Origin of the sequence: Aeromonas sp. (genome assembly GCF_051657805.1) — a bacterium.
GTDB lineage: Bacteria > Pseudomonadota > Gammaproteobacteria > Enterobacterales > Aeromonadaceae > Aeromonas.
In genome coordinates, this window is sequence record NZ_JBOFLJ010000003.1 from 203,035 (window position 1) to 229,657 (window position 26,623).

Annotated in this window: 29 protein-coding genes and 1 tRNA gene; 15 read left to right on the forward strand and 15 right to left on the reverse strand. The window is 61.9% G+C overall.

All coding sequences use genetic code 11. The features are described from left to right. Nucleotides 1-6: 6 nt before the first annotated feature. The 4 genes from ACRCYW_RS01275 to cmk all read right to left on the reverse strand — a co-directional run bounded on the left by ACRCYW_RS01275 (nt 7) and on the right by cmk (nt 3,281). On the reverse strand, nt 7-291 hold the full coding sequence (locus tag ACRCYW_RS01275) for a LapA family protein (protein WP_349918014.1): 285 nt from the start codon (nt 289-291) through the stop codon (nt 7-9). A gap of 156 nt (nt 292-447) precedes the next feature. Next, nucleotides 448-732 (reverse strand): integration host factor subunit beta, encoded by a 285-nt coding sequence (gene ihfB, locus ACRCYW_RS01280; protein WP_349918016.1) that lies wholly within the window; start codon nt 730-732, stop codon nt 448-450. A 92-nt stretch (nt 733-824) separates the two neighbouring features. Then, nucleotides 825-2,495 carry a 30S ribosomal protein S1 gene (gene rpsA / locus ACRCYW_RS01285; protein WP_005327816.1) on the reverse strand — a complete coding sequence of 557 codons (1,671 nt, stop codon included), beginning with the start codon at nt 2,493-2,495 and terminating at the stop codon, nt 825-827. Between the two features lie 93 nt (nt 2,496-2,588). Beyond that, complete coding sequence (gene cmk / locus ACRCYW_RS01290) at nt 2,589-3,281, reverse strand: (d)CMP kinase (protein WP_438548375.1); 693 nt, start codon at nt 3,279-3,281, stop codon at nt 2,589-2,591. Between the two features lie 262 nt (nt 3,282-3,543). Between cmk and ribA the strand changes: the two genes are divergently transcribed. Further along, the gene (gene ribA / locus ACRCYW_RS01295; protein ID WP_100858921.1) at nt 3,544-4,137 is read left to right on the forward strand and encodes a GTP cyclohydrolase II; all 594 of its coding nucleotides are present in this window, start codon (nt 3,544-3,546) and stop codon (nt 4,135-4,137) included. Between the two features lie 87 nt (nt 4,138-4,224). On the opposite strand, the gene ACRCYW_RS01300 is transcribed toward ribA, so the two are convergent. Then, on the reverse strand, nt 4,225-5,100 hold the full coding sequence (locus ACRCYW_RS01300; protein WP_438548376.1) for a LysR family transcriptional regulator: 876 nt from the start codon (nt 5,098-5,100) through the stop codon (nt 4,225-4,227). A gap of 118 nt (nt 5,101-5,218) precedes the next feature. Between ACRCYW_RS01300 and ACRCYW_RS01305 the strand changes: the two genes are divergently transcribed. Then, a complete protein-coding gene (locus tag ACRCYW_RS01305) occupies nt 5,219-6,430 on the forward strand; it encodes an MFS transporter (protein ID WP_438548377.1) in 1,212 nt (403 codons plus the stop codon). Between the two features lie 35 nt (nt 6,431-6,465). On the opposite strand, the gene ACRCYW_RS01310 is transcribed toward ACRCYW_RS01305, so the two are convergent. The 5 genes from ACRCYW_RS01310 to ACRCYW_RS01330 all read right to left on the reverse strand — a co-directional run bounded on the left by ACRCYW_RS01310 (nt 6,466) and on the right by ACRCYW_RS01330 (nt 12,393). Further along, nucleotides 6,466-7,011, reverse strand: a complete 546-nt coding sequence (locus tag ACRCYW_RS01310) for a VOC family protein (RefSeq protein WP_438548378.1) — start codon at nt 7,009-7,011, stop codon at nt 6,466-6,468. Nucleotide 7,012: 1 nt separating this feature from the next. Beyond that, nucleotides 7,013-7,777 carry a DNA repair protein gene (locus ACRCYW_RS01315; protein ID WP_438548379.1) on the reverse strand — a complete coding sequence of 255 codons (765 nt, stop codon included), beginning with the start codon at nt 7,775-7,777 and terminating at the stop codon, nt 7,013-7,015. A 162-nt stretch (nt 7,778-7,939) separates the two neighbouring features. Further along, entirely contained in the window at nt 7,940-8,665 is a 726-nt protein-coding gene (gene nfsA, locus ACRCYW_RS01320; protein ID WP_438548380.1) for an oxygen-insensitive NADPH nitroreductase, read from the reverse strand. A 67-nt stretch (nt 8,666-8,732) separates the two neighbouring features. Next, nucleotides 8,733-10,298: an AbgT family transporter gene (locus tag ACRCYW_RS01325; RefSeq protein WP_438548381.1), complete on the reverse strand. Its 1,566-nt coding sequence runs from the start codon at nt 10,296-10,298 to the stop codon at nt 8,733-8,735. Nucleotides 10,299-10,452: 154 nt separating this feature from the next. Beyond that, a complete protein-coding gene (locus ACRCYW_RS01330) occupies nt 10,453-12,393 on the reverse strand; it encodes a putative bifunctional diguanylate cyclase/phosphodiesterase (protein ID WP_438548586.1) in 1,941 nt (646 codons plus the stop codon). A 170-nt stretch (nt 12,394-12,563) separates the two neighbouring features. On the opposite strand from ACRCYW_RS01330, the gene ACRCYW_RS01335 reads away from it, so the two are divergent. The 4 genes from ACRCYW_RS01335 to ACRCYW_RS01350 all read left to right on the forward strand — a co-directional run bounded on the left by ACRCYW_RS01335 (nt 12,564) and on the right by ACRCYW_RS01350 (nt 15,840). Then, the gene (locus tag ACRCYW_RS01335; protein WP_438548587.1) at nt 12,564-13,265 is read left to right on the forward strand and encodes a DUF2982 domain-containing protein; all 702 of its coding nucleotides are present in this window, start codon (nt 12,564-12,566) and stop codon (nt 13,263-13,265) included. A 77-nt stretch (nt 13,266-13,342) separates the two neighbouring features. After that, on the forward strand, nt 13,343-14,287 hold the full coding sequence (locus ACRCYW_RS01340) for a LysR family transcriptional regulator (protein ID WP_438548382.1): 945 nt from the start codon (nt 13,343-13,345) through the stop codon (nt 14,285-14,287). A 45-nt stretch (nt 14,288-14,332) separates the two neighbouring features. Next, the gene (locus tag ACRCYW_RS01345; RefSeq protein ID WP_438548383.1) at nt 14,333-15,352 is read left to right on the forward strand and encodes a response regulator; all 1,020 of its coding nucleotides are present in this window, start codon (nt 14,333-14,335) and stop codon (nt 15,350-15,352) included. 56 nt (nt 15,353-15,408) lie between these two features. After that, nucleotides 15,409-15,840 (forward strand): PAS domain-containing protein, encoded by a 432-nt coding sequence (locus ACRCYW_RS01350; protein ID WP_438548384.1) that lies wholly within the window; start codon nt 15,409-15,411, stop codon nt 15,838-15,840. Nucleotides 15,841-15,914: 74 nt separating this feature from the next. On the opposite strand, the gene ltaE is transcribed toward ACRCYW_RS01350, so the two are convergent. The 3 genes from ltaE to ACRCYW_RS01365 all read right to left on the reverse strand — a co-directional run bounded on the left by ltaE (nt 15,915) and on the right by ACRCYW_RS01365 (nt 18,194). After that, a complete protein-coding gene (gene ltaE, locus ACRCYW_RS01355; RefSeq protein ID WP_438548385.1) occupies nt 15,915-16,931 on the reverse strand; it encodes a low-specificity L-threonine aldolase in 1,017 nt (338 codons plus the stop codon). A gap of 86 nt (nt 16,932-17,017) precedes the next feature. Then, a complete protein-coding gene (locus tag ACRCYW_RS01360; protein WP_438548386.1) occupies nt 17,018-17,728 on the reverse strand; it encodes a short-chain dehydrogenase in 711 nt (236 codons plus the stop codon). Nucleotides 17,729-17,786: 58 nt separating this feature from the next. Beyond that, entirely contained in the window at nt 17,787-18,194 is a 408-nt protein-coding gene (locus tag ACRCYW_RS01365) for an XRE family transcriptional regulator (RefSeq protein WP_438548387.1), read from the reverse strand. Nucleotides 18,195-18,327: 133 nt separating this feature from the next. Here ACRCYW_RS01365 and ACRCYW_RS01370 point away from each other — a divergent pair, with 133 nt between their 5' ends. After that, on the forward strand, nt 18,328-19,227 hold the full coding sequence (locus ACRCYW_RS01370) for an aldo/keto reductase (RefSeq protein WP_438548388.1): 900 nt from the start codon (nt 18,328-18,330) through the stop codon (nt 19,225-19,227). 65 nt (nt 19,228-19,292) lie between these two features. Here ACRCYW_RS01370 and ACRCYW_RS01375 read toward each other — a convergent pair whose 3' ends face one another. Beyond that, on the reverse strand, nt 19,293-19,571 hold the full coding sequence (locus tag ACRCYW_RS01375; RefSeq protein ID WP_438548389.1) for an RNA recognition motif domain-containing protein: 279 nt from the start codon (nt 19,569-19,571) through the stop codon (nt 19,293-19,295). A 217-nt stretch (nt 19,572-19,788) separates the two neighbouring features. Beyond that, a complete protein-coding gene (locus ACRCYW_RS01380) occupies nt 19,789-20,331 on the reverse strand; it encodes a hypothetical protein (protein WP_438548390.1) in 543 nt (180 codons plus the stop codon). A gap of 163 nt (nt 20,332-20,494) precedes the next feature. On the opposite strand from ACRCYW_RS01380, the gene mepA reads away from it, so the two are divergent. The 8 genes from mepA to ACRCYW_RS01420 all read left to right on the forward strand — a co-directional run bounded on the left by mepA (nt 20,495) and on the right by ACRCYW_RS01420 (nt 26,517). Then, entirely contained in the window at nt 20,495-21,259 is a 765-nt protein-coding gene (gene mepA, locus ACRCYW_RS01385) for a penicillin-insensitive murein endopeptidase (RefSeq protein ID WP_438548391.1), read from the forward strand. 56 nt (nt 21,260-21,315) lie between these two features. Then, nucleotides 21,316-21,906, forward strand: a complete 591-nt coding sequence (locus ACRCYW_RS01390; protein ID WP_438548392.1) for a LemA family protein — start codon at nt 21,316-21,318, stop codon at nt 21,904-21,906. 65 nt (nt 21,907-21,971) lie between these two features. Next, nucleotides 21,972-22,688, forward strand: a complete 717-nt coding sequence (locus ACRCYW_RS01395; protein WP_438548588.1) for a TPM domain-containing protein — start codon at nt 21,972-21,974, stop codon at nt 22,686-22,688. Between the two features lie 22 nt (nt 22,689-22,710). Then, nucleotides 22,711-23,328, forward strand: a complete 618-nt coding sequence (locus tag ACRCYW_RS01400) for a TPM domain-containing protein (RefSeq protein ID WP_438548393.1) — start codon at nt 22,711-22,713, stop codon at nt 23,326-23,328. Nucleotides 23,329-23,505: 177 nt separating this feature from the next. Then, nucleotides 23,506-23,593 (forward strand) — tRNA-Ser (locus tag ACRCYW_RS01405). A gap of 287 nt (nt 23,594-23,880) precedes the next feature. After that, the gene (locus ACRCYW_RS01410; RefSeq protein WP_438548394.1) at nt 23,881-24,573 is read left to right on the forward strand and encodes an alpha/beta hydrolase; all 693 of its coding nucleotides are present in this window, start codon (nt 23,881-23,883) and stop codon (nt 24,571-24,573) included. A 332-nt stretch (nt 24,574-24,905) separates the two neighbouring features. Continuing rightward, a complete protein-coding gene (locus ACRCYW_RS01415) occupies nt 24,906-25,664 on the forward strand; it encodes a flagellar motor protein (protein ID WP_438548395.1) in 759 nt (252 codons plus the stop codon). Continuing rightward, nucleotides 25,639-26,517, forward strand: a complete 879-nt coding sequence (locus ACRCYW_RS01420; protein WP_438548396.1) for a flagellar motor protein MotB — start codon at nt 25,639-25,641, stop codon at nt 26,515-26,517. Before ACRCYW_RS01415 ends, ACRCYW_RS01420 begins: the two co-directional genes overlap by 26 nt. Nucleotides 26,518-26,623 lie beyond the last annotated feature (106 nt).

Genomic DNA, 26,623 nt, shown 5'->3' on the forward strand with positions numbered 1-26,623 from the left:
GGGACGTTATTCCTTGGCGGTCGACCGGGCCACTTCCAACTCGCGGGATTGACGACGCATGGTGCGATTGAGGGTGCGATTTTGCAGCTTGAGACGCAGGAACAAGAGACCGAATACCAGCCAGCCCAACAGGAAACCACCGGCGAAGAAGAAACCGAGCAACATGGAGAGCGAGAACTCCCCTTGGGCTATCAGATAGTTGAACTGCACCAGCTGACCGTTTTGAGAACCGATGGCGAGGGTCAACACGAACACCAGCACCAATGGAATGAGGGCCAAGATACGCTTCATGGGAGCTCCCTGTCTGTAGCTAATGAGAGACTGATTATCCTTAAAATCACCGGCAGACTCTAGAGCGAATGGGAAAAGAGTGCGAGAAACCCGACAATTCGTGGTGTTCGTGTCGCAAAAATAAAAAAGGCATACCCAAGTATGCCGTTTTCTGCATTATTCGTTGATGTTGACGCGCTCGCGCAACTCTTTGCCAGGCTTGAAGTGCGGGACATATTTCCCAGTCAATTCAACCTTGTCCCCGGTCTTGGGGTTACGACCCACACGGGGTGCACGATAGTGCAGTGAAAAACTTCCAAATCCTCGGATTTCAATCCGGTCGCCGTTTTGCAAGGTCGATGCCATCTGCTCAAGGATCTCCTTGATGGCGGCTTCGACATCTTTGGCCGGCATATGCATGCGGCTGGCAGCCAATTGTTCGATGAGATCTGATTTGGTCATAAGGTTAAATCTCCTTCTCCGATCACATGCAATATTCATTATGCCAAGATAAAAAAGGGCGGCGCAGTGCCGCCCTTCTCTTGCATCAAGGATTACTCACCCTTGGCGGCTTTGAACGCTTCCATCATAGCATTGCTGAACACAACTTCTTCTTGTTGGTTCAGGCTATCGATAGCAACACGCTCGTCAGCCTCGTCCTTAGCGCGGACAGACAGGCTTACGGTGCGGTTCTTACGATCAACGCCCATGAATTTAGCTTCAACTTCGTCACCGACAGACAGAACCAGAGTCGCGTCTTCTACACGGTCACGAGCAGCATCGGAGGCACGCAGGTAGCCTTCCACGCCGTCAGCCAGTTCGATCACGGCACCCTTGGCATCAACCTCGGTAACCTTGCCCTTCACGATAGCACCTTTCTTGTTGTCAGACAGGTACTTGTTGAACGGGTCTTCTTCGATCTGCTTGACGCCCAGGGAGATGCGCTCACGCTCCGGGTCCACTTGCAGAACAACGGCTTCGATCTCGTCGCCCTTCTTGAATTCACGCACGGCTTCTTCGCCCTGGTTGTTCCAGGAGATGTCAGACAGGTGAACCAGGCCGTCGATGCCGCCATCCAGACCGATGAAGATACCGAAGTCAGTGATGGACTTGATCTTGCCGGAAACACGGTCGCCCTTGGCGTGAGTTTCGGCAAACAGCTGCCACGGGTTGGATTTGCACTGCTTCAGACCCAGGGAGATACGACGACGCTCTTCGTCGATGTCCAGAACCATCACGTCAACCACGTCGCCAACGTTAACAACCTTGGACGGGTGGATGTTCTTGTTGGTCCAATCCATCTCGGAGACGTGTACCAGGCCTTCAACGCCTTCTTCGATTTCAACGAAGCAGCCGTAGTCGGTCAGGTTGGTCACGCGGCCAGACAGACGGGTGGTCTCCGGGTAACGCTTGGCGATAGCAACCCAGGGATCTTCGCCCAGCTGCTTCAGACCCAGGGATACACGGGTACGCTCGCGGTCGAACTTCAGAACCTTAACAGCGATCTCGTCGCCAACGTTGACGATTTCGGAAGGATGCTTAACGCGCTTCCACGCCATGTCGGTGATGTGCAGCAGGCCGTCAACACCGCCCAGATCTACGAATGCACCGTAGTCGGTCAGGTTCTTGACGATACCCTTAACTTCTTGACCTTCTTGCAGGTTGGCCAGCAGGCTTTCGCGCTCGGAGGTGTTCTCGGTTTCGATCACGGCACGACGGGAAACCACAACGTTGTTGCGCTTCTGGTCCAGCTTGATGACCTTGAACTCGAGTTCTTTGTTTTCCAGGTGAGCGGTGTCACGGATCGGACGCACGTCAACCAGAGAACCCGGCAGGAAGGCACGGATGCCGTTCAGTTCAACGGTGAAACCACCCTTGACCTTGCCGTTGATGATACCGATAACGGTAGCTTGCTCTTCGTAAGCCTTCTCAAGCTGCAGCCAGGCTTCGTGGCGCTTGGCTTTTTCGCGGGACAGCTTGGTTTCGCCGAAACCATCTTCGATAGAGTCCAGAGCCACGTCAACGGTGTCGCCTACATTGATTTCCAGCTCGCCCAGGGCGTTCTTGAATTCTTCAGCAGGAATGGCAGACTCGGATTTCAGACCGGCGTCAACCAGTACAAAACCGTTCTCGATAGCAACGACGGTACCCTTGACGATGGAACCTTGACGGGTTTCAACGGCGTTCAGGGACTCTTCAAAGAGTTGAGCAAAAGATTCGATCATTGTTTGTGTCACAAATGAAACATCCACTCGCAATCCGGCACAAGCGGGGTTGTTTTAAATTATCTGCGCCATCCATGGTGCAGACGACTGACATCAGCTCGCGCCGATATCACCAAGTTGTTGCTCCGCATAGGCGAGTACCGTCACCAGCACTTCATCTATGGTCATAGACGTTGAGTCTACCACAAGAGCATCTTCCGCGGGTTTCAGGGGGGCGACGGCGCGATTTCTGTCGCGATCGTCACGTTCCCGAATCTCGGTTAAAAGACGCTCAAAGTTAACATCAAAGCCCTTATCTTGCAACTGCTTATAGCGGCGCTGGGCCCGCTCTTCCGCACTGGCGTCGAGGAAAATCTTCACCTCGGCCTCGGGGAAAACCACTGTGCCCATGTCACGGCCATCGGCGATGAGGCCCGGCCCCTGGCGGAAGGCGCGCTGACGGCGCAGCAGGGCTTCACGTACCCGGGGGAAGACGGCCACCTTGCTGGCGGCGTCGCTCACTTCCTGGGAGCGGATGGTACGGGAGACGTCCTCCCCTTCCAGCACCACCTTCACCTGCTCGCCCTCGACCTGGAACTGCACGTCCAGATTGGCGGCAAGGGGGACCAGGGCCGCCTCGGCGTCAAGCTCCACGTCGTGATGCAGGGCGGCCAGCGCCAGCACCCGGTAGATGGCGCCGGAGTCGAGCAGGTGCCAGCCCAACTTCTCGGCCAGCAGCTGGCACAGGGTGCCTTTACCGGCACCGCTTGGGCCATCGATTGTCATCACGGGGGCCATCTGAGGCATAATTTCTCTCCTGCACATGCTGCATGTGGACGATTTGCACGCATCCCTCACGGGATGGGGTAATGGGCGCCGATTATACCCGAATGCGGGGTCGCTGGCAGTTGTCTGGAAGCAGATATGCGCAAAACTCGTCGCGATTGCGCCAATAATGAGCAATCCATCATGGCACTGTGCAATGCAAGGTTTTGTTCTTATGGTTGTTCTGGATGAGGCGCGCTAAACTGTCCGCCCTTTTTAAGCAGCTGTAGTCAGGAGCAACCCTATGAGCAGCATTACTCTCGTAGCCAAATCCAAGTTGCCGACCCCCTGGGGTACCTTCACGCTGGTGGGCTTTCAGGAAACCGGTACAGGCAAGGATCACGCCGCGCTGGTGATGGGTGATATCGCGGACGGTGAGCCCGTGCTTGGGCGCATTCATTCCGAGTGTCTGACCGGGGATGCCCTGTTCAGCCTGCGTTGTGACTGCGGCTTCCAGCTGCAAGCGGCCATGCAGAACATCGCCAAGGCCGGTCGCGGCGTCTTGCTCTATGTCCGTCAGGAGGGCCGTGGCATCGGCCTGCTCAACAAGATCCGGGCCTATCACCTGCAGGATCAGGGTGCCGACACCGTCGAGGCCAACGTGGCACTGGGTTTCGCCGCCGACATGCGCGATTACACCATCTGCGCCGACATGTTGAAGGCCTTGGAGGTCAAGAGCCTCAAGCTGATGACCAACAACCCGCGCAAACTCAAGGCCATGGAGAGCTTCGGCATTCCCGTGGCGGAGCGGGTTCCCCTGCAGGAGGGGCGCAACCCCCACAACGAGTTCTACCTCTCCACCAAGGCGAACAAGCTGGATCACCTGTTCAAGAAATAAGGGGACTTACCCCGCACCCCGTCAAGACGCCTCCTCAAGGGAGGCGTTTTTATTTGCAAAATAAGTCACTTCAACAGCATCAGATGCTCAGGGGATTGCCTGTGACAGCAGGAAATCCCTAAGCGCTCGGTTGGCCATGGAAAGGGGATCCCCCCGCCGCCAAGCCACGCAGAGATCGAGGAAGATGGGGGGATCGAAGGGCACACCGGTGAGGGCCGTCTCGTCGTCCAGCACCATGCGCAGGAAGGTGGTCACGGCAAATCCCTGGCGCACCACGGCCTTGAGCAGGGGGATGAGGTTGCTCTCGAAGCCGATATTGGGCTCGAGCCCGAGCCCCTGGGCCAGCGCCTCCATGTGTTCGCGGTGATAGAAACCGCGCCTGAACATGGCGAGCTCCTGCTCGAAAAATTGCGGCAGCGAGACGGCGCTCGCCTGGCGCAACGGATGCTCCTCCCCTACCACCATCAGCATCTCTTCGCGTAGCAGCTGGGCCCCCTCCAGCCCTGGCGGCAGATCGCTGGTGATCAGGATGGCCAAGTCCAGGCTGCCATCCACCATGCGGCTGAGCAGCTCCCGGCTGCCCGCCTCCTCCACCCGGATCCTGAGACCGGGATAGAGATGTTTGAACGCCATCAGGATGGGGGGGAAGTAGTAGGAACCCATCATGTAGGGGATGCCGATGCGCACCTCCCCTCGCTCCAGCCCCTTGAGCTCCGCCATCTCCGCCTCGGCCTGATGCATCTGCAACAGCAGGCGCTCGGCGTGGCGGCAGAGCACCTCCCCCTCCGGGGTGAGGCGCACGCTGCGATCCTGGCGATCGAACAGGCGCAGTTCGAGTTGGCTCTCCAGCTTGGCGATGGCCATGCTGACCGCGGGCTGCGCCACGTGCAGGGCGTTGGCGGCCCTGGTGAAGGAGCCGGCGTCCCGCACCGCCAACAGATAGCCGAGCTGTTTCAGATCCATATCAATTTCATTTATCAGATTGATAACATAAATATATTATATTTATATCAAGCGGCGCACTAGTCTGCGGGGTATATCGCAGATAGTTCTGCAAAAAATGCAGTCAGGACAACCGCATATGATCGAAATCGGCAGCCGCGAGTGGATGCGCGCCACCCTGGCCCTGAGCCTGGGTTCCTTCCTGGTGTTTCTCAATCTCTACCAGACTCACCCCCTGCTGCCTCTGCTGGCGCAGGTCTTCTCCGTCAGCTCCCTGTCCGCCGGCTGGACCCTGGCGGGCTGTACCGCCGGGCTCGCGGGCTCCCTGCTGCTCTGCGCCCGGCTCGCCGATCGCTTCGGCCGTCGCCGCATCATGCTGTGGAGCCTGACAGGCGCCATCCTGCTCTCTCTGCTCATCCCGCTGGTGACGCGCTTCGAGGTGCTGGTGACCCTGCGCATCCTGCAGGGGGTCTTGCTGGCGGGCCTGCCCGCCACCGCAATCGCCTACATGGGGGAAGAGTTCAGCAAGCGTGCCCTGCTCTCCGCGGTCGGGGTCTATATCGCCGCCAACTCGCTGGGCGGGATCGCCGGCCGGGTGGTCGGTGGCCTGCTGGCGGGCTGGTTCGGGGATTGGCAGCACACCTTCTTCGGCATAGGTCTCATCAGCCTGGCCCTGCTACCCCTGGTCATCTGGCTGCTGCCGGCCCAGACCCGCTTCGTGGCCGTGGTGGCCGCCCCCGGTCAATTGCGCCAGGCCATCGCCAGCCACCTAGGCAATCCGCTGCTGCTGGGGGCCTACCTCATCGGCGGCCTCAACTTCATGGTGTTCCTCAACCAGTACAGCTACCTCACCTTCCTGTTAGCCGAGGCGCCCTTCTCCCTGCCGACTCAGTGGCTAGGCATGCTGTTTCTGACCTACCTCACCGGCACCCTCGCCTCTTCCATCAGCGGTCGCTGCGCCAGCCGCTGGGGGGCTCAGCGTCTGCTGCTCGCCGGTATCGTGTTGATGGCCATGGGCAGTCTGGCGCTGCTGTTTGGCACCCTGACGGCCATCCTCGGCGGTCTGCTTGTCTCGAGTTTCGGCTTCTTCCTCGCCCACGCCTGTGCCAGTGCCTGGGTGGGTCAGCACGTGGAGCACAACCGGGCGCTGGCCTCGTCGCTCTATCTGGTGGGGTACTATCTGGGGGCCAGCCTGGGGGGCCTGTATCTGCACCCCTTCTGGGAGCGAGGGGGGTTAGGGGGACTGGTAGTCGGCATCGAACTGGTGCTCTGCGTCACCGCAGCGCTCAGCCTCTGGCTCGGACATCTGAAGGGGCGCAGTACGCGCCCCCTCTCCTCCCTCGCCTCCTAGCTCGGCCCAAGGCGGCCGACGGGCATGATGGGTTCTCAACGCGGCCCGTAATAATCCACCGGCACCGGTACCACGGCGCCGGTCATCAGCTCCTCGTCGATCACCTCGCTCAAGGGGCGCAGGTGGAATTTCACCTGACCCGAGGGCAGCATGAGCCCCACATCCGGATTGCGCCCATCCTCGATATTGCCAGTCTTGAATGGCAGCATAGGATGAGCCGCCACCAGCTCATGGAGGGAAGGCACAACCAGCTCTATGTGCTCGAGCCCCGCCTGATGCTGGCGCCCGGGTTTGGGGGCCGCCAGCTCGATGCAGGGCACGCTCACCCCTTGCCAGCAGACGGGTTGGTGCAGCCGGTAGGTGGCGATGGGGCGCCCCCCTATCATGCCCTCCACCAGCAGGACCCCGTGCAGGGCAAGCTCGCCCTTCAGACTCAGGTATTCCGGCAGGGTGGCGGCGCGGTAGCAGAGATGGTCCACCAGAGGCGTCGCAGACTCCCCCATCAGGGCGCTCAGTTCGGTCAGCAACTGGCCAACAAAAGGGGCCATCGGCCCCAGGGTGGTATTCAGTGGATGGGACATATCACCATTTCTTCTTCGGTTGGAACAGGACATCCAGCTCGTCGGCCTCTTTGTCCTTGATGTTTTGCAGCTCTTTCTCGCTGTGCTGCTGCAGGTGCTCCTCCAGCTGGAGCAGGCCCTGGCGCATGTCTTCTTCCCGGGCGAACAGGTAGCCATCCTTGTCGGAGATGTTGGCGAGGGCGCTGAGCCCCTTGGTGTAGAGCTGGCGGCAGGTGCCAAATTGCCCCTGGATCTGGGCATCCATGGCCCGTTTCACCAGGTTGGCGATGTTCACCTTGAGCTGCAGCAGCTCGAGGCGGCGATCCTCCTGGGCGAACCCCTGAGGATCTATCTTGCCCTTGTTGTGCTCCACCCGCAGCACGGCCCGCATCTTCTTGGCCAACTGCAGCATCTGGATCGCCTGGCGATCGGACTCCGGGGTCTTGAAGTGCGCCTCGTCCTGGCTGTTGTAGTGCTCCTGCACATTCTTGATCTGCAGTTGCACATCCTGCACCCGCTGCTTGATCTGGCCAGTGGGCGAGACCAGGGCGATGGCGCGATAGGCATCCAGGATCCTGTGCTGCAGCAGCAGCACCATGTTCTTGGAGAAGGGCACCAGGTTGACGTTCAGCAGCATCTCTTCCGTCTCATCCGCCACCGCCTTGTGGCGAGCGATGGCGTGACGCTTGTCGGCCTCGGCCTTCTGTTTGTATTGCTGCACCACGTTATAGGCGATGACCAGAAACAGGAGCGCGCCGATCGACAGCAATATCAAGGTTAAAATCATAGGGTGTCCAAACTCCTGTCCCAATCCAATTGCCTGATCCTACAACAGCTTACCCCCCGCAGGGTAGCGCCCATTGCCAGCCGACGTCACAACAATGGCATGCGGCCCCATGGCGGGATGCGTGCAGCCTCGGTTCCTCACTCATATCGCCCGCGCCGCCCATTACTTGAGGCAAAAGCCCCTGGATTGCAGGAAGCCCAGCATGAAGGGGCGCGCCTCCTTGCCGAGGATGGCCTTGATCTGACCGCTCCAGGTCTGCTGCTTGTTGTTGCTGCTGCGGGCCTGGTAGTAGGCCTGGATCTGGTCGTCATACTGGGCGAGCAGATCCCGGTCCAGCGCCTCCGGGTAGCGGTTCTCGTGCACCACCAGGGCGCGGGGCAGGCGCGGTTTCTGCTCGGGAGCCTGGGCGGGATGGCCGAGACAGAGGCCAAACAGGGGGATCACCTGATGAGGCAGACCGACCGCTTCGCTCACCGCCGCCGGATTGTTGCGAATACCGCCGATGTAGACCCCCCCCAGCCCTAGGGACTGGGCCGCCAGCAGCGCGCTCTGGGCCATCAGGGCGCCGTCGATGGCACCGATCAGCAGCTGCTCCACAAAACCGGTCTGGGCCTCCGGCACTATCCGGCTGTGGCGCTGGTAATCGGCGCAGAACAGCAGGAACTCCGCCGCCTCGGCCACATAGGCCTGATGGCCGGCGAGCTCCGCCAGGGTGGCGCGCAACCCCTTGTCGGTCACCCGGATGATGCTGTTGGCCTGCAGGAAGCTGGAGCTGGCGGCGGACTGGGCGGCACTCAGGATCTGATCGAGCTGCTCGGCCGTGATGGGATCGGCGGTGAATTGGCGAATGGAGCGATGGGAAAGGATGAGATCGATTGTCGGGTTCATGATGCCTCCGGGATGAAGGCCTCACTTTACCCAAAAAAAGCGAGGGGCCCAAGGCCCCTCGTCACCCTCAAGGGGCGGGATAAACGTAGGGGGCCTGCAGCCCGAGGGGGAAGCCCATCCCCCAGTAGAGCAACAGGAACAGGCTCCAGCTCACCAGGAAGGCCAGGGAGTATGGCAGCATCATGGAGACCAGGGTGCCGATGCCGGTGCTCTTCACATACTGCTGGCAATAGACCACCACAAGCGGGAAGAAGACCATCAGCGGGGTGATGATGTTGGAGGCGGAATCCCCCACCCGGTAGGCGGCCTGGGTCAGCTCGGGGGAGATCCCCACCGCCATCAGCATGGGCACCAGGATGGGGCTGATCAGCGCCCACTTGGCGGACGCCGATCCCACCACTAGGTTGACGGTGGCGGTCAGCAATATGATGCCGACTATGGTCACCTCCCCCGGCAGGGCCAAGGCGTGCAGCACCTCGGCACCGGAGAGTGCCAGCAGGGTACCGAGGTTGGAATCCCCGAACGCCTTGATGAAGAGGGCGCAGAAGAAGGCCATCACCATGTAGGAACCCATCTTGTTCATGGTGGCGGACATGGCGTCGATCACGTCCTTGCCGCTCTTGAAGCTGCCCGCCACGAAGCCGTAGACGATCCCCGGCAGGATGAACAGCAGGAAGATGAGCGGCACGATGGACTTCATCACGGGGGCCGCGAAGGTGGTGAGCGATCCGTCAGCCGCCCGCATCGGCGAGTCGCTCGGCGACAGGGCCAGCCCCAGCAGCACGATGGCCGCCAGCATGGCGAAGCCTGCCCAGTTGAAGGCCCGGCTCTCCTGGGCGCTGTAGCGACCCATCTCGTCGGCGCTCTCCAGCTCCTCGTTGAGAGGGGTGTGCTTGAGGCGCGGCTCGACGATGCGCTCGGTGACGAACCAGCCCACGCAGATGATCAGCAGGGAGGAGGCGCCGGTGAAGAAGATGTTGCACAGGGTGTTGACCATGTACTGGGGATCGAGCAGCTGGGCAGACGACTGGGTGAAGCCCTGCAGCAGAGCGTCGCCGCCGGAGGGCAGGAAGTTCGCGGCAAAGCCGCCGGAGACCCCGGCAAAGGCGGCCGCTATCCCCGCCAGCGGATGACGACCGGCGGCGTGGAAGATGATTCCGCCGATGGGGATGACCAGCACATAGCCCGCATCCGCCGCCGTGTGGCTGACGATAGCCACCAGGATCAGCATGGGGGTCAGGAAACGGGCCGGGGTGACCTTGAGCAGCTTCTTGAGGCCGGTGTTGATGAAGCCGGACTGCTCGGCGACCCCTACCCCCAGCATGGCCACCAGCACTATGCCGAGCGGCGCGAAGCTGGTGAAGGTGGTGACCATGCTGGCGAGAAACTCGGCGAGCCCCGCGCCGGTCAGCAGGTTGTTGACCACCACAGCCTCACCGGTACGGGGATTGACCAGATCGAACGAAAACTGGGAGAGGATCCAGGAGCCGACCCAGACGATCAGGAGGGCGTAGAGGAACAGCATGGCGGGGTCTGGCAGCTTGTTGCCCGCCTTCTCCACCCCGTTCAGAAAGCGGTTCAACCAGCCATTGGGTGGGCTGGCGGGACCTTCGTTGACTGCGGCTTGACTCATTATGGTGATACTCCATTACCAAGGAATGAGGGCGCATACTAGCGATAACGTCCAATAAATCCCATGATATGAGCCATATATTCGATTAATTTTGTTTAATTTGGCATGCCGCACTGCAAAAACGCGACATGCCGCACATTATACAGCCTGGTTTTTAGCCAGATCCCAGCGGATAAGTGCCGAGCTTGCACCGGATGACGAAGCCCGCCGCCGCTACCTCGGCCGCCGTCATGGGGGTGCTGAACAGGAACCCCTGGAAGACGTGACAACCCTGGGCGCGCAAGGCCGCCAGTTCGTGCTCATCCTCCACCCCCTCCGCCAGGATCCCGAGCCCCAGGCTGGTGGCCATGGCGACCGTGGCCCGGATCACCGGCAGATTGAGCCCCACCACGAAGGATCGATCCAGCTTGATGGTGTCGATGGGCAGGCGGTTGAGGTAGGCGAGCGACGAGTAGCCGGTGCCGAAGTCGTCGATGGCTATCTTGATCCCCTGATCGCTCAGGGCGTCGAGAATGTCGATGCACCCCTTCATGTCCAGCATCAGTACGGTTTCGGTCAGCTCCAGGGTTAGCAAACCGGCATCCACCCCGAACGCCTCGAGCTGCTGGGCCACCAGCTCGGGCAGGTTCGCCGACAGCTGGAAACCAGACAGGTTGACCGACACCGGCACCCGCACCTGCCATTGCTGCTGCCACTCTCCCATCTGGGCCAAGGCGGTGGAGAGCACCCAGCTCCCTATTTCACGAATGAGCCCCATCTCCTCCGCCAGCGGGATGAACTCCCCCGGGGAGACGTGCCCCAGCACGGGGTTGTACCAACGCAGCAGGGCCTCGAAGCCGATGAGTTTGCCCTGGGCCACATCCACTTGAGGCTGATAGCGCAGGCTCAGCTCCTGGCGGCCCACCGCCTTGGCCAGAAACTGCTTGAGGGTCAGTTTGCGATGCAGGCTCTGCTGCATGCTGGGGGTGAAGCGCTGCCAGCGCAGTCGCCCCATCTGCTTGGCCTGATACATGGCCATGTCGGCGCGGGTGATGAGGTTGTCCCCGTCGTCGGCGTCGTCCGGGTAGATGGCGATGCCGATGCTGCCCCCTATGGTGACCTCCGGCAGCCCGCTCAGCTGCAGCGGCTTGCTCATCTGGGAGAGCATGAGATCCGCCACCTCCTGGGCCCGCTCGCTCGCCTGGGCGAGGGGCACCAGGGCGGTAAACTCGTCCCCGCCGAGGCGCGCCAGCTCCACGTCCCGCGGGCAGATCTGCTTGAGCCGCCCGGCCACCCGCTCCAGCAGGCGATCCCCCGCCTTGTGGCCGTAGTTGTCATTGACCAGCTTGAAGTTGTCCAAGTCCATGAACACCAGGGCGAAGCGTCCCCCTATGCCGCAATAGGCCTCGAGAGACTTCATCAGGCCGTAGCGGTTGAGCAGACCGGTGAGGGAGTCGTGCCAGGCTAGGTGGCGGTGTTCCAGCTCCTCGAGCTTGCGATCCGTGATGTCCCGCATGGTGAGCAGTATCCTGGCCCCCTGCTGGATGTGGCGAAACTGGTACTGGAACCAGCGCATCCCCTTCAGGGTCCGGCACTCCCCCTCGGCCACCACCTCGTCGAGGCGGGAGAGCCGGCGGTAGAAGGCCTCGTCGGCGCCGGAGAAGACCTGCATCAGCTGACAGACCTCGGCGCCGAAGCAGAGCTCGAAGTGGTGGTTGCCGCTCTCGAGGCGCCCCTGGTTGTCGAACAGGCAGGCCAGGGTATCACCGGTGGCGAGGGAGGACTCCTGATAGAGGGTATCGGCGTCGATCACCGCCTCCGTCATCATCATCAGGCGCCCGGCGATCTCGACCCCGGAGAGGCGCAGATAGACCTGCTTCTTGACCCCCCGCGGTGAGATGGTCCACCACTCGCTGTAGCTGCGCCCCTGCTGGAAGTCCCCGAGATAGCGTTGCAGCAGCAGATCGATGGCGGCGGCCATGTCGGCCGAGAAGTCGCGGGATTGCAGTTCGATGAGGGAACTCGCCTCCCATACCCCGAGTGCCGAGCCATTGGCCCAGTAGATATGATGGCGCTGGATGTCATAGACCCAGATAGGGGTATGGAGCGCATCCATGGCATTGAGTAGGCGTTCGTCTAGCGTATTCATCTTTGGTGGTGATTCATGCTGAGAGCTCATAGCAACACCAGTCACGGCCATCCCTGAACGACGCCAACGTGCTGGTACAAAATCAGATCCGGCTCATAATCTGGAAACATGCATGGGCAAGAGAAGGCCGGTTTTATATGAAAACGCTACATGTGAACCCTATGGTCAGAAGAAACGGACTCACATTGATATTGTTGGGTGTAGTCATAACCATAGCCATGATTTTTATACTTTTTTTGTTTCGCGAACAACTATTAATCCCGGCCATTTCGGTGCTCCTCGCAGGACTGATGACAATATTCGTCGGAGCCCTCAAGCTCAATGAGCCTCATTTTAGTCTCTCCCTGTGCCAGGATTGTCTGCAATATCACCACAAGCACGGTGGCTGGATCCTGAAATGGAGAAATATTCAACGAATTGACCAACCACGTATCCATTTGGGGTGGGATCTGGTGCCCCTCCCCTATATCGGTCTGAAGATTAAGGATTACGACGATTTTTTGACGTTGATCACACCCCGGCTGGCGGTCCGCCTGCTCACCGAGCAGCGCGCCGTGCTGTTGCAGGCCATGAACAGCGAACAGCCGGGTTGCCTCGATGGCAGTTGTGGATCCGGCTTGCTGGGGGGCGAGCTGCTGGAGGAGAGCCGCTTTCGCTCCCCCTCCGGTCAGCGCTACGAGGGGGTGATCGCCATGCTCGGCAACCGCATGACCAGGCTCAGGGACCTGCTGGGGTATGATCTGCTGGTGCCGGACAACAGCCTGGATCGAGCCCCCGCCGATTTTGTCCGCCTGTTGAATGAATATCGCCGGGAATCGAATCTAATCCAGATCAATTAAACGCCCGATTGTGCTTGCCAAGCCAGATGACTCTTCATAAGGTCTCTGGCTTGTTACAAACACCCCCTAAGCCGCTTATGAAGTACATCGAAGAGTTCTATCTGTTCGTCAAGGTGGTGCAAGAGGGCGGTTTCTCCCACGCCGCAGCCGCGCTGGGCATGCCGACCGGCACCATCAGTCGACGTATCTCTCAGTTGGAGGAGCAGCTTGGCTGTAGCCTGCTACACAGATCCACCCGCAAACTGCGCCTCACCGACGAAGGCCTGCGCTATTACGAACGCCTCTGCACCCCCCTTGCCGAGATCGAACAGGCCACCGGCGAGATCCAGGGTCAGGATCGCGACATCAGCGGCCTCATCCGCCTCGCCGCCCCCATCGCCCTGTCCAACACCATACTCGTCGACATGCTGGCCGACTTCGGCCTGCGCTACCCCGAGGTGCAGTTCGACATCACCCAGACCAATGACCACTCCCCCCTGTGCGATCAGGACAGGGATCTGGTGTTCTTCAACGGCGAGCTGCCCCAGGCCCTGCCCAACGCCGTCTGCCTCGGCCACATCGAATACGGGCTGTTCGCCTCTCCCCTCTATCTGGAGAAGATGGGCACCCCGGCACACCCGACCCAGCTGGAAGAGCACGACCTCATCTACTGCTGGCCGCACCGGCACTGGCAATTGATCGGCCGGGACGAGGAGATGGTGCAGATCAAGCGCACCCCGCGCCTGAGTGTCAACCAGACCCAGGCGGCCGTCCGGGCCGCAAGGCGCCACCTCGGCATCGTCAACGCCCCCCAGCACTACGTCCACCCCTTCTTGCAAGACGAGCAACTGGTCGCCGTGCTGCCGGACTGGCAATCGGGCAGACGCCCCTTCTACATGCTGCTCTGCCAGCCCCAGTTCACCCCTTTGCGGGTCAAGATGTTCGCCGAGTTCGTCGAAAAGTACTCGGTCCGCTATCGCAGCCACCAAAGAGACGATCAATTCTTGCCGGCCATGCCCCTGCCCATTGCATCTGACGGCTGATGCTGCGACCTTTACCTGATGCACCCGCACCGACTGGCCAACACCATGAATGTATTGATATGTGATGACTCGGGATTTGCCCGCAAGCAGCTGGCTCGCGCCCTGCCCGCCCCCTGGCAGATAACACTGCACCAGGCCGCCAACGGCCTGGAGGGTGTAGAGCAGATCCTGATGGGCCATGGGGATCTGGTCTTTCTGGATCTCACCATGCCCGAGATGGATGGCTATGGCGTGCTGGAGACCCTCAAGCGAGAGGGGCTGCGCAACAAGGTGATCGTGGTCTCCGGCGACATCCAGCCGGAGGCCCATGCGCGGGTCATGGCGCTCGGCGCCCTGGATTTCATCAAGAAACCCGCCGCCCCCGAGATGCTGCGTGAACTCCTGGAACGCCACGGCCTGTGGCAGGCGGACACGGCGCCCACCCCTGCCGTCGTACCTTCCGCCGCCAGCCCCCATGCCATCGCCCCCATCCAGTTCACCCCCGAACTCAGGGATGTCTATCAGGAGCTTGCCAACGTCGCCATGGGCCAGGCCGCCAACCTGCTGGCCCAGTTACTCGACGCCTTCGTGGTGCTCCCCATCCCGAACGTCAACGTGCTGGAGGTCTCAGAGCTGCACATGGCCCTCTCGGCCGCCGCCGAGTCGGATACCCTCTCCGCCGTCTGCCAGGGCTTCATCGGCGCAGGCATCGCCGGGGAGGCCCTGATCCTGTTCCACGACGCCAGCTTCCAGGATCTGGCCCGCCTGATGAACCATCAGGGGGCGCTCGATCACGGCGCCGAGCTGGAGCTGCTGATGGACACAGCCAACGTGCTCATCGGCGCCTTCCTGCGGGGTTACGCCAATCAGCTCGACACCCCCTTCAGCCAGGGACACCCCGTGGTGCTGGGTCAACACAGGTCCATTCAGGACCTGATCCAGACCAACCAGAGCCGCTGGCGCCGCACCCTGGCCATCGAGATCAACTACCGGATCCAGGGCTATGCCGTGCAGTGCGATCTGCTGCTGTTGTTTACCGAAGACTCCATCGCCACCATGAATCACAAGATCATGCACATGCTCTAGGGGCCAAAAGCCCCGCTGGCAGCATGAATGACCCGACAAGACACAGAGGAGTGACCATGGAAATCCGTGAATTTCATTGGCTGATGAACATAGTGCAGAACCTGGACGTGGGGCTGATCGTGCTCAGCCGGGACTACAGGGTGCAGGTATGGAACGGCTTCATGGAGAGCCACAGCGGCCGGCTGGCCGGTGAGGTGCGCGATCAGAGTCTGTTCGACCTCTTCCCGGACGTGGACAGGGCCTGGTTCGAGCGCAAGGCGAACATGGTGTTCAAACTGAACAACCGCGCCTTCAGCTCCTGGGAGCAGCGCCCCTACCTGCTGCGCTTCTCCAACTACCGCCCCATCACGGGCTCGGCCCCCCACATGTACCAGAACCTGACCCTGGTGCCGCTGGCCGACTTCGGCGGCCAGGTGACCCATCTGGCTGTCATGATCTACGACGCCACCGACGAGGCGACCCTGATCCTGGGCCAGCGTCAGGGCTGATCATCCCCCTGCCACAGATGACGAGGGCGCCTGCAGGCGCCCTCTCTTTTCCATAAACAAGTCGAGTCACCCCATCAGGCGCTCAAGAACTCGGTGAAGGCGTCGATCACCTCCTCGATGTCGTCGTCGGTGATCTGCAGGTGGGTCACCAGCCGCATCTCTCCGTAGCCGGAGAAGAGGATCCCCCGCTCCTTCATAAAGGTGAGCAGGGCCTCGCTCTGGTTCTTCGCCAGGCGCAGGAACACCATATTGGTCTGCACCTCGGCCAGCTCCAGCTCGATGCCGGGCAGGGCCGCCAGCCCTTGTGCCAGCCGTCTGGCGCGGCGATGGTCGTCCGCCAACCGAGTGATGTGCTGATCCAGGGCGAACAAACCGGCCTGGGCCAGGATCCCCCCCTGACGCATGCCCCCCCCCAGCATCTTGCGCAGCCGTCTTGCCCGGGCGATGAAGGCGCCTGAGCCCACCAGCAGGGAGCCCACGGGGGCCCCCAGTCCCTTGGAGAGGCAGACGGAGACGCTGTCGAAGGGCGCCGCAATGGCCGCGACCGGCTCGCCGCTCGCCACCACGGCGTTGAACAGGCGGGCGCCGTCGAGGTGCAGCCGCAGGCCATGGCGGTCGGCGAGATCCCGCACCTGCTGCAGGTACGACAGCGGCAGCACCTTGCCGTTGTGGGTATTCTCGAGGCAGATGAGCCGGGTCTGGGCGAAGTGGGCATCGTCGGGAGCCAAGCTGGCTTGCAGGTCCGCCAGCGCCAGGGTGCCGTCGGCCTGGGTGGGAACGGGCTGCAGCGCCACCGAGCCCAGCACGGCGCTCCCCTGGGCCTCATAGCGATAGATGTGGGAGGCACCGCCCAGCACGGCACCTTCGCCGCGCTGGCAGTGGCTCATCATCGCCAGCAGGTTGGACATGGTGCCGGAGGGCACGAACAGAGCGGCCTCTTTGCCAAGCAGCTCGGCCCCCCTGCGCTCCAGCGCGTTGATGCTGGGATCTTCCCCATAGACATCATCCCCCACCTCGGCGTGCAGCATGCTCTGGCGCATGGCCTCCGTGGGCTGGGTCACGGTATCACTTCGTAAATCGATATAGCGCATGTCATCCTCCTGATGCAGGTGGATGACATTAACCAGACGGGGCCGGGCTGGCAAGAAATGGGACGCCGGAGTGTGAACCCGGCCAGCTACCAGGGCAGCGATTGGCCATGCAGATCAAGGAAGCTGCCGGACTGGGACGGGGTGAGGGTGCCGATGAGATCCAGCAGACGGGGGGCAACCAGGGCGGGATCCTGCAGCAGGGCCGGATCCCGCTCATGCAGGAAGGGCTGCTGCATGGGGGTATCCATGAGCCCGGGATGGACGGTGACAACCCCGGCGCCGGGGAAGCGGCTCGCCCACTCCACCGCCAGGATCCGGGCCCCCATGTTGAGGGCCGCCTTGCTCATTCGGTAGCTGTAACGACCAGGTTCGCTCAGGCGACCCGTGCTGCCCAGGCTGCCCGCCAGATCCGAGACGGAGCAGAGCCACAGGCTGGTCGCCGGCCCCATCAGCTGGCTCAGGTTGGCGCCAAGGGCCAGGTGAGGCCAGGCATTGGCCTGCAGGCTCTCGTTGAGCCAGCCCGGCTCCACCTCCTCCACCTGCCGCTCCGGCATGTGGTTGAGATCATAGAGCAGGCCTATGGTGTTGATCACCACAGTCGGCAGGCTCTCCCTGTCATAGAGGGTGAACAGGGCCTCAAAGGAGAGCGGATCCACCTCCTGCAACGGGAAGTAGCGGGCGGGATCCAGCCCCCTTGGCAACTGCCTGCCTGCCAGTATCCACTCCTGGCCACGATCCGCCAGCTCGTGCGCCAGCGCCGTGCCCAACCCGCCACTGCCCAGGATCAGATAGCTCATCTCCACGTCCTTGGATTTGCCCTTTGCTTAGAGGGTATCAGAAGCCTGGCCGGCCGGCTCAGGCCTCTGCCAGATGGCGGCCAAACTCCCGCGCCCGCGCCAAGTCCAGAAAGCCGTCGGCCTGCTTGTGACTGCGCAGGAACTGGTAGTAGGCGAGCAGGGTGACGAGCTGCGCCTCATCGGGCAGGGGCTGCTCCGGGTGGCGCTCCTGCAGCAGAGTGCCCGCCGCCGCCAGCGCCTCCCTGTCCACCACCTCGGCCTGGCGGTAGAGATAGCCGCAGCCGGTGGCGAGCCACTCCAGGGAGCAGTTCGCCCCCATGGCGATCTGGTTCGCCTTGCCAAGGCCGGGTTCGGCCCCCTTCAGGTACTTGCGGATCAAGGCTTCGCTCAGACCCACCTTGCGGGCGAAGGCGCTCACGCTCCCCTCCCCGATCAGACTCTGCAACCTTTCGGCAAACCCTTCCATCTTTCCTCCCCAGAACCAAAGTTCGAATTTGCGCGGGGCGCATTATTGCCTTGTCCGCCGGAAGAGACCAAGATGCAGGCAGCATTAATTTCACCTATCCATCGATTCTTCCGCTATCTCCCAAGGAGTCACCATGTCCGTATCCCGCCTCGCCCTGCATCCCGAGGGCCCGACCTTCTCCCGCCTCATCATGGGCTACTGGCGCCTGATGGAGTGGCAGCTCTCCCCCGCGGCCCTGCAGGATCTGATGAAGTACCACCTGGATCTGGGGGTGACCACCATAGATCACGCCGACATCTACGGCGGCTACCAGTGCGAGGAGGCGTTCGGCCGGGCCCTGCGCCTCGAGCCCTCCCTGCGCAGCCGGATGGAGATCGTCAGCAAGTGCGGCATCGCCCTCACCGCCAAGCCCGAGCATGCCCTCAACCACTACAACACCGGCAAGGCGCACATCATCGCCAGCGCCGAGGCCTCCTTGCAAAAGCTCGGCACCGATCATCTGGATTTGCTGCTGATCCACCGCCCGGATCCCCTGCTGGATGCGGACGAGGTCGCCGATGCCTTCGTGACCCTGAAGCAGGCGGGCAAGATCAAGCACGCCGGGGTCTCCAACTTCACCGCCCGCCAGTTCGAGCTGCTGCAATCCCGCCTCCCCTTCCCCCTGGTCACCAACCAGCTGGAGATCTCGCCGCTCCACCAGGAAGGGACGCTGGATGGCACCCTGGATCAGTGCCAGCAGCTGCGCATCAAGCCCATGGCTTGGTCCTGCCTCGGTGGCGGCCGGTTGTTCCATGATCCGGCCTTTGGCCCATTGCGCGCCGAACTCGAGCAGATCCGTCAGGAGGTGGGGGCCCAGACCATGGAACAGGTGGTGTACGCCTGGGTGATGATGCTGCCGAGCCAACCCCTGCCGCTCATCGGCTCCGGCAAGCGGGAGCGGATCGCCGCCGCCGTGGCGGCCGAATCCATCCGGCTGAGCCGCCAGCAGTGGTTCCGGATCCGCAAGGCCGCCCTCGGTTATGACGTGCCCTGATCCCGCTTTTTCAGACAAACAAAACGGCATGGAGGATCCATGCCGTTTTTCGTTATCGAGACGATTCAACGGTGGCGCTGGGGGCGACCACGAGGAGCATCTGTCTTCGGCTTGGCCTGATTGACGGTGATGGTGCGCCCGCCGACCTCGGTGCCGTGCAACCCGGCGATAGCCTTCTCGGCATCTCCGTTGACCGGCATTTCAATGAAGCCAAACCCCTTGGACTGACCGGTATCCCGGTCGATGATGATATCGACCTTATCTACCTGTCCAAATTGGCTGAACACGCTTGTCAGTTCGTCGGCCGTCATCCGGTACGACAGATTTCCTACGTAAATCTTCATGCCATCCACTCTCGATTCTAGGTGCCTTATCTATGCATCCACCGACAGGGAAGTAAGGGCACAACCCCCTTGCCGGACCAGCCATGGCATCATGCCGTGGCACTCCTCATCCCACAGCCCAAGTCATTGATCTCTTGGGCTATCGGCACGAGAAAGATCATTTCGAATCAGAGGCAGTATCTGAGCTTTATGGCAAGTTGTCGAGAAAATAGTCAGATCAGGCCGGTTGCAGGCCGGCCAGGATCTCCCCGAGGGCACGGCGACCATGCCAGGCCCGTTTAAAGCCGAAGCGATAGACGCCGGGCGCCACCTCGTGGGTTCCCTCCCGGGTCAGCCGCAACAAGGCGGTGGTCGCGGCCAGGGTGTCGGTATCTAGGGCCAGATCCAGGCTGAAGTCGAGCCACTGTCCATCGTGGCCCACCTTGCGATCCCGCGTCATCCCCACCAGCGCCGCCCTGGGCAGGGCCAGCGCCTTGTCGTCCCCGCCATTGAGCAGATACAGGTGTTCATCGTCCCAAGCGAGCTCCGCCAGCCGCCAGCGTTGCCAGTTGCGGGGCAGCACCATCATCAGCAGCACGATCCCGCCAAACACCAGGCCCACCCAGGGCAGCAGCCCCATCTCGGGATAGCCCAGCCAGATGGCCGTCATGACGGTGCCAAGGCTCGCCAGCAACAGGCAGATCATGATCCCGTAGAAACGCCGCGCCGGCGGCATCAACCAGTACAGCCCCGGCCGCGCCGCCAGTTCACTGACTCTCATCTCGCTCTCCTCTCATGGTGATTGGCGCGCATTGTGCGCGAGCCCGCCCTTGTGTTGCAACCCGCATGCCTGCGGATGACGAGCCTTCCCCTCTGTTGGTATGATTGGGGTTATCTGAGCCCACACTCAAGCCCGCACACCGGGCGCCACAGCCGGACATCCCATGCTCACTACCGCACTCTTGCTCGCCACCAGCACCTTTTTGACCCCGCCTCGAGCCCTCCAGAGCGAGGCGATCGGTGGTTACGCCGCCGGCTGTCTGCGAGGCTCGATGGCCCTCCCCCTGGAGGGGCCCGGTTATCAGGTCATTCGCAGCAAGCGACTGCGCTATTACGGCCACCCGGACCTCATCCATTATCTGCAGGGGCTGGCGAGCCGGACCAAGATGGCCGGCATGCCGGATCTCTACATCGCCGATCTCGCCATGGCCAGAGGGGGGCCCTTCAGCTCCGGCCACCGCAGCCACCAGACCGGCCTTGATGCCGACATCTGGTTCAGAATGGCCGACAAACCTATCGCCAGGTGGGAGCAGGATGCCCCCAAGGAGTGGGCCCTCATCGACGAACCCAGCTACCGGGTACTGCCGGGGCGCTTCGGGCCCCAGCAGCTTGAGCTGCTGCGTCTGGCGGCCAAACAGCCCGAGGTCAACCGCATCTTCATCAACCCCGCGCTCAAGGCCGAAGTGTGCAAGCGCGCACCAGACGAGCCCTGGGTAGCCAAGCTGCGCCCCTGGGTCGGCCACTTCAGCCACTTTCACGTGCGCTTGCGCTGCCCGGTTGGCAACCCGGACTGTCAGCCCCAGGCCCCCATTCCTCCCGGCAATGGCTGTGGCGCCGAGCTGGCCTCCTGGCTCAAAGACAAACCCCAGTTGCCCAGGGTATCGACGAGCTATCGCGCGCCCACCCTACCGAGTCGTTGTGAGGGCTGACCACAAGCTGGTATGGTGTCAGCGCCGAATTAAATACATCCAATGGAGACAACAAGATGGCCATTTCTCTCTGGCGCAAGACCACCCAGAGCCTGTTGATGTTGACCCTGCTGCTGGGGTTGACCGGATGCGGCATGAACAACATTCCGACCCTGGATGAACAGGTCAAGGCGAGCTGGGGTCAGGTGGAGAACCAGTACCAGCGCCGCGCCGATCTCATTCCCAACCTGGTAGCCACCGTCAAGGGCTATGCCAGCCATGAGCAGGAGACCCTCAAGGCGGTGACCGACGCCCGCGCCCGGGTCGGCAGCCTGCAGGTGAGCGACCCTTCCCAGTTGAAGGCGTTTGAAGCCGCCCAGGACCAACTCTCCAGCGCCCTCTCCCGGCTGATGGTGGTGGTGGAACGCTACCCGGATCTCAAGGCGGATCAGCAGTTCCTCACCCTGCAGGCCCAGCTGGAGGGCACAGAAAACCGCATCGCCGTGGCCCGTCGCGACTACATAGAAGCGGTACGCCAGTTCAATACCGAGATCCGCACCTTCCCCGGGGTCATCTGGTCTAAGCTGCTCTACTCGGATCTCACCGCCAAGCCCAGCTTCAGCGCCAAACCCGGTGCCGACGAGGCGCCCAAGGTCAGCTTCCAATGAGCCGAACACCCGGCGGGCCCCGGCCTGCGACCCTCACTATCTTGCCCCGTCAGATCCAGTGGCTCATGCAGGGGTTGCTCTGCCTCCTGGCCCTGTGGACGACGGCCCTGCACGCCGCCCCCAGCTTCCCCGCCCTGAGCGGCCGGGTGGTGGACGAGGCGAACCTGATGTCCCGCAAGCAGGCCCACCAGCTGACCCAGCAACTGGCGGCATTCGAGAAGCGCAGCGGCGTCCAGCTGGTGGTGGTCTCCATCGACAGCCTGGAGGGTGACACCATCGAAGAGTACGGTTACCAGCTCGGCCGCCACTGGGGCATAGGCCAGAAGGGAAAAGACAACGGCGTGCTGCTGCTGATCGCCCAGGATGAACGCAAGGTGCGCATCGAGGTGGGCTATGGCCTGGAAGGGGCCCTGCCCGATGCCATCGCCGCCAACATCATCCAGACCCGGATCCTGCCCGCCTTCAAGCGCGGCGACATGGTGGCCGGCATAGTCGCCGGCAGCCAGGGCATCATGCAGGCCCTGGCCGGGGAGTATCAGCCCCGTGACACCGCCAAGCAGGAGAAGGGGGGCGGCCCCTGGCTGTTCATCCTGGTAGTGATCGCCATGATCATCTTGCACAACCTGCGAGGCGGTGGTGGTGGCGGCTCAGGTGGCCGTCGCCTGGCCGCCTATCTGGCCGGTGGCTTAGGGGCCGGGCGCCCCGGCGGCGGATTCGGTGGCGGCGGTTTTAGCGGTGGTGGTGGCAGTTTCGGCGGCGGCGGCGCCTCCGGTGGCTGGTAATCGAGGAACAAGAGACAACACGATGATTTCGAAACAGTTCTATCACACCCTGCAGGCCAGGGTGCGGCAAGCCGAGCAGGCAACGGACGCGGAGCTGGTGACAGTGCTGGCCCCGGCCAGCGATGGTTATCGCTATATTCCGACCCTCTGGGCCGCCCTGCTGGCCATGCTCACCCCGCTGCTGGTGTTCCAGCTCGGCTTCTGGCTCGGCTGGTACGAGATCCTGCTGGTGCAGTGGTCGGTCTGGCTGCTGCTGAGCCTGCTGTTCCACTGGACCCCCATCAAGATGCGGCTCATTCCCAAGAAGGTGCGCCAGCATCGCGCCGCCCTGATGGCACGTCTGCAGTTTGTCGAGCAGGGGCTGCACCGCACCCGGGACCGGCTGGGGGTGCTCATCTTCGTCTCGGTGGCGGAGCATTATGTGGAGATCCTGGTGGACGACGGCATCGCCCAGCACATCGACAACGCCCAGTGGCAGGAGATCATCGACGACTTCGTGGTACGGGTGCGCAACAAGGAGGTCGAACAGGGCTTCCTCGAATGTGTGGAGCGCACCAGCGACATCCTGACCGATGCCTTCCCGGCCACCCGGGATCAGAACGAGCTGCCGGACAGTCTGATCATCCTGGACAAGCCCTGATCGGGATTAAAAAACCGGCATTCTGCTCACTGGATAGGCATTCGATAAAGATCATGAAAAATAAGGGGAAAAGTGATTGACCCAGGTCCGGCTTTCCCCTATATTACGCCCCGTTCCAGCGCAACGGCGCAACGAACCCCGTGGTGATTGAACACGTTAAACAGCAGTCGAAAATTTGGTGAGGTGTCCGAGTGGCTGAAGGAGCACGCCTGGAAAGTGTGTATACGGCAACGTATCGAGGGTTCGAATCCCTCCCTCACCGCCAAATTAGAAAAACCGACCTCAGGGTCGGTTTTTTTGCTTTCCGACTCTCTCCCGCTGACATCGGCCCCTTCCCCGGCCCTTATTCCCCTCCTCTTCCCTGCCCGCTCTCTACTTCTCTCTACCTTAGCCAACGGCCTTCCCAAGACGCCATCCGTGGCGGATCCCCTCAGGCAAGCCGATGGGGCCCCGTCCAGGAGCTATGCTTTTGGTCGCCCATGGAGGGAAGCCTTCGGCATCAGCCCGGCTGGCTCCTGGCGATCACATCTTTATTCAACAGGAGATAAAGCGATGAGCGAGCAACCCACCATAGTCCTGGTGCACGGCTTCTGGGGCGGCGCGGCGCACTGGGGCAAGGTCATAGTGGCGTTATCACGGCGGGGCTTCACCAAGTTGAAGGCTGTGGAGCTGCCCCTCACCTCCCTGGCCGACGACGCCGAGCGAACCCGCAAGATGGTGGCCCAGCAGAGCGGCCCCGTGCTGCTCGTCGGCCACTCCTACGGCGGGGCCGTCATCACGGAGGCGGGCAACCTGCCCAACGTGATCGGCCTGGTCTATGTCGCGGCCTTCGCCCCGGATGCCGGCGAAAGCCCGGGCGCCCTCACCCAGAGCCTGCCGCCCGCAGCCATGGCCAACATAGCGCCCGACAGCGACGGCTACCTCTGGATAGTGGCGGACAAGTTTCACGAGAGCTTCTGCCAGGACTTGACCCCGGAGGAGGCGCTGGTGATGGCGGTGACCCAGAAGGCGCCACTGGGGGGCACCTTTGGCAACAACATCACGGCCCCGGCCTGGAAGAAAAAACCAAGCTGGTATCAGATATCCAGCGAAGATCGCATGATCCACCCGGACAATCAGCAAAAAATGGCGTCGCGCATCGCACCGCGCAAGACGGTGACGCTGGCGGCCAGCCACGCCTCCCTCGCCTCGCGAGCGGACGAGGTGGCATCCCTCATCGCGGAGGCGGCCAGCCAGGCCGGTTGAAGGTGATCGGTGGATCCCCGCGGCGCCCCAAGGGCCCTCGGGGATCCGCTGGCACGGACAGGCTCCGCAGCCTGACCGGGTCGATCACAGGTTTTGACCTCTCCTCCCTGGCCCTATCCCCTGTTAGGGCCTCTTCCTCAATGACTGGTGTCAAACGCACACTACCACTCGCCCCATCAAGGCCCTCATGATCCCGCCATCTTGGCCGAAACAGGAGAGACGGATCCATGATTTCGAGCCGTCCGATATTGCTCATCGATTGGATTTCATTTTGAAAAACTGATAGTTAAGTGGCTACACTAGCCACATTCAACGCATAGGGACATGGACACATGAGTCTGATCGGTTTGCTGTTAGCCTTGGCAGCCATTTTGGGTGGCAACCTGATTGAGGGGGGCCATCCCAGCGCCCTGCTCGATCTGCCCGCCTTCCTCATCGTGATCGGAGGAACCGTGGGCGCCGCCCTGACCCAGTTCCCCTTCTCCGTGGTCGGCAAGACGTTCAAACGCTTCAAGTGGCTGATCAGCCCGCTACGCATCGACATGCTGGAGCAGGCCCAGTTGCTGGAGACCCTGGCGGGCAACGCGCGACGCAGCGGCATGCTCGCCCTGGAGGGCATGATCGACGACATCAAGGATCCTTTCCTGCAAAAAGGGGTGCAGATGATGGTCGACGGCTATGAGAAGACCAAGATCCACGAGGTGCTGGAGAACGAAATAGAGTTCGAGCAGGAAGATCTCGAGCAGACCGCCAAATTCTACGAAGCCATGGGGGGTTACTGCCCCACCATGGGCATAGTCGGCGCCGTGTTCGGCCTGATCCACGCCATGGGGCTGCTCGATCAGCCGGACAAGCTGGGGGGCGCCATCGCGGTGGCCTTCGTCGCCACCATCTACGGGGTCGGTGCCGCCAACCTCATCTTCCTGCCATTTGGCAACCGCTACAAAGGCTTCGCCCACCAGATCCGCCACTACAAGGAGATGACCCTGACCGGCATCCTCTGCATCGTGGACGGTGAATCCCAGCAGCGGCTGCAAGTGACCCTTGAACCCTACCTTGGAGGTCATGGTGGCCAAAAAGAAAAAGGCTGAGGCGCCGGAGAACCATGAACGCTGGCTGGTCTCCTATGCCGACTTCATGACCCTGCTGTTCGCCCTGTTCGTGGTGCTCTACTCCTTCGCCATGGCCAAACAGTCGGAGACCCGGGTGCTGATCCAGGGCTTTATCGAATCCCTTGGCAAGATCGGCCTCATCTCCATGCCCGCCGGCTCCCCGGTGATGCAGGGGGGCACCGGCATCCTGGAGCCCGAGTCCAAGACCACTCCGGGCACCTCCCAGAAGGAGCAGGTGCTGGACACCCAGACCCCGGCCGCCGCCTCGGATCCCTTCAACGAGACCATAGGTGCCTCGGAGAAGCCCACCGCGACCGAATCCTGGCCCCACAAGACCAAGGAGCAGGACTGGGCCGTCGCCACCAAGCAGAAGCTGGAACAGCAGCTCAAGAGCCAGATCGAATCCAAGGAGATCGAGGTGGAGCAGCTCGGCAGCCAGCTGGTGATCCGCATCGGTGAGCAGACCCTGTTCCCGGCAGACTCGGCCTTCCTGCAGCCCCAGTTCATCCCCCTGGTGAACAAGGTCTCGGACGTGCTGGCGGACATCCCCGGCAAGGTGGTCGTCACCGGTCATACCGACAACTCCCAGGCACCGGTGGAACTCTATCGCAACAACTGGGAGCTGTCGGTACTGCGGGCGGCCACCATAGTGCACACCCTGCTCACCAACCCCAAGCTGGACTCCCGCCGGGTGGTGGCACAGGGGGCCGCCGATACCCAGCCCCGCTATCCCAACGACACCCCGGCCCACCGTCAGGCGAACCGGCGGGTGGAGATAGTGCTCTCCCAGGGCAATGCCGCCGAGCAGTCCCTCCCCCTGCTCAAACCCTGATCAACACACGAACACCATGTGATCAGGATGTTAATATCCATAGAGTGAACAACCCCGCCATGCGGGGTTGTTCGTTTTTCCGATTAGTTTATTTTTCCGCCAAATC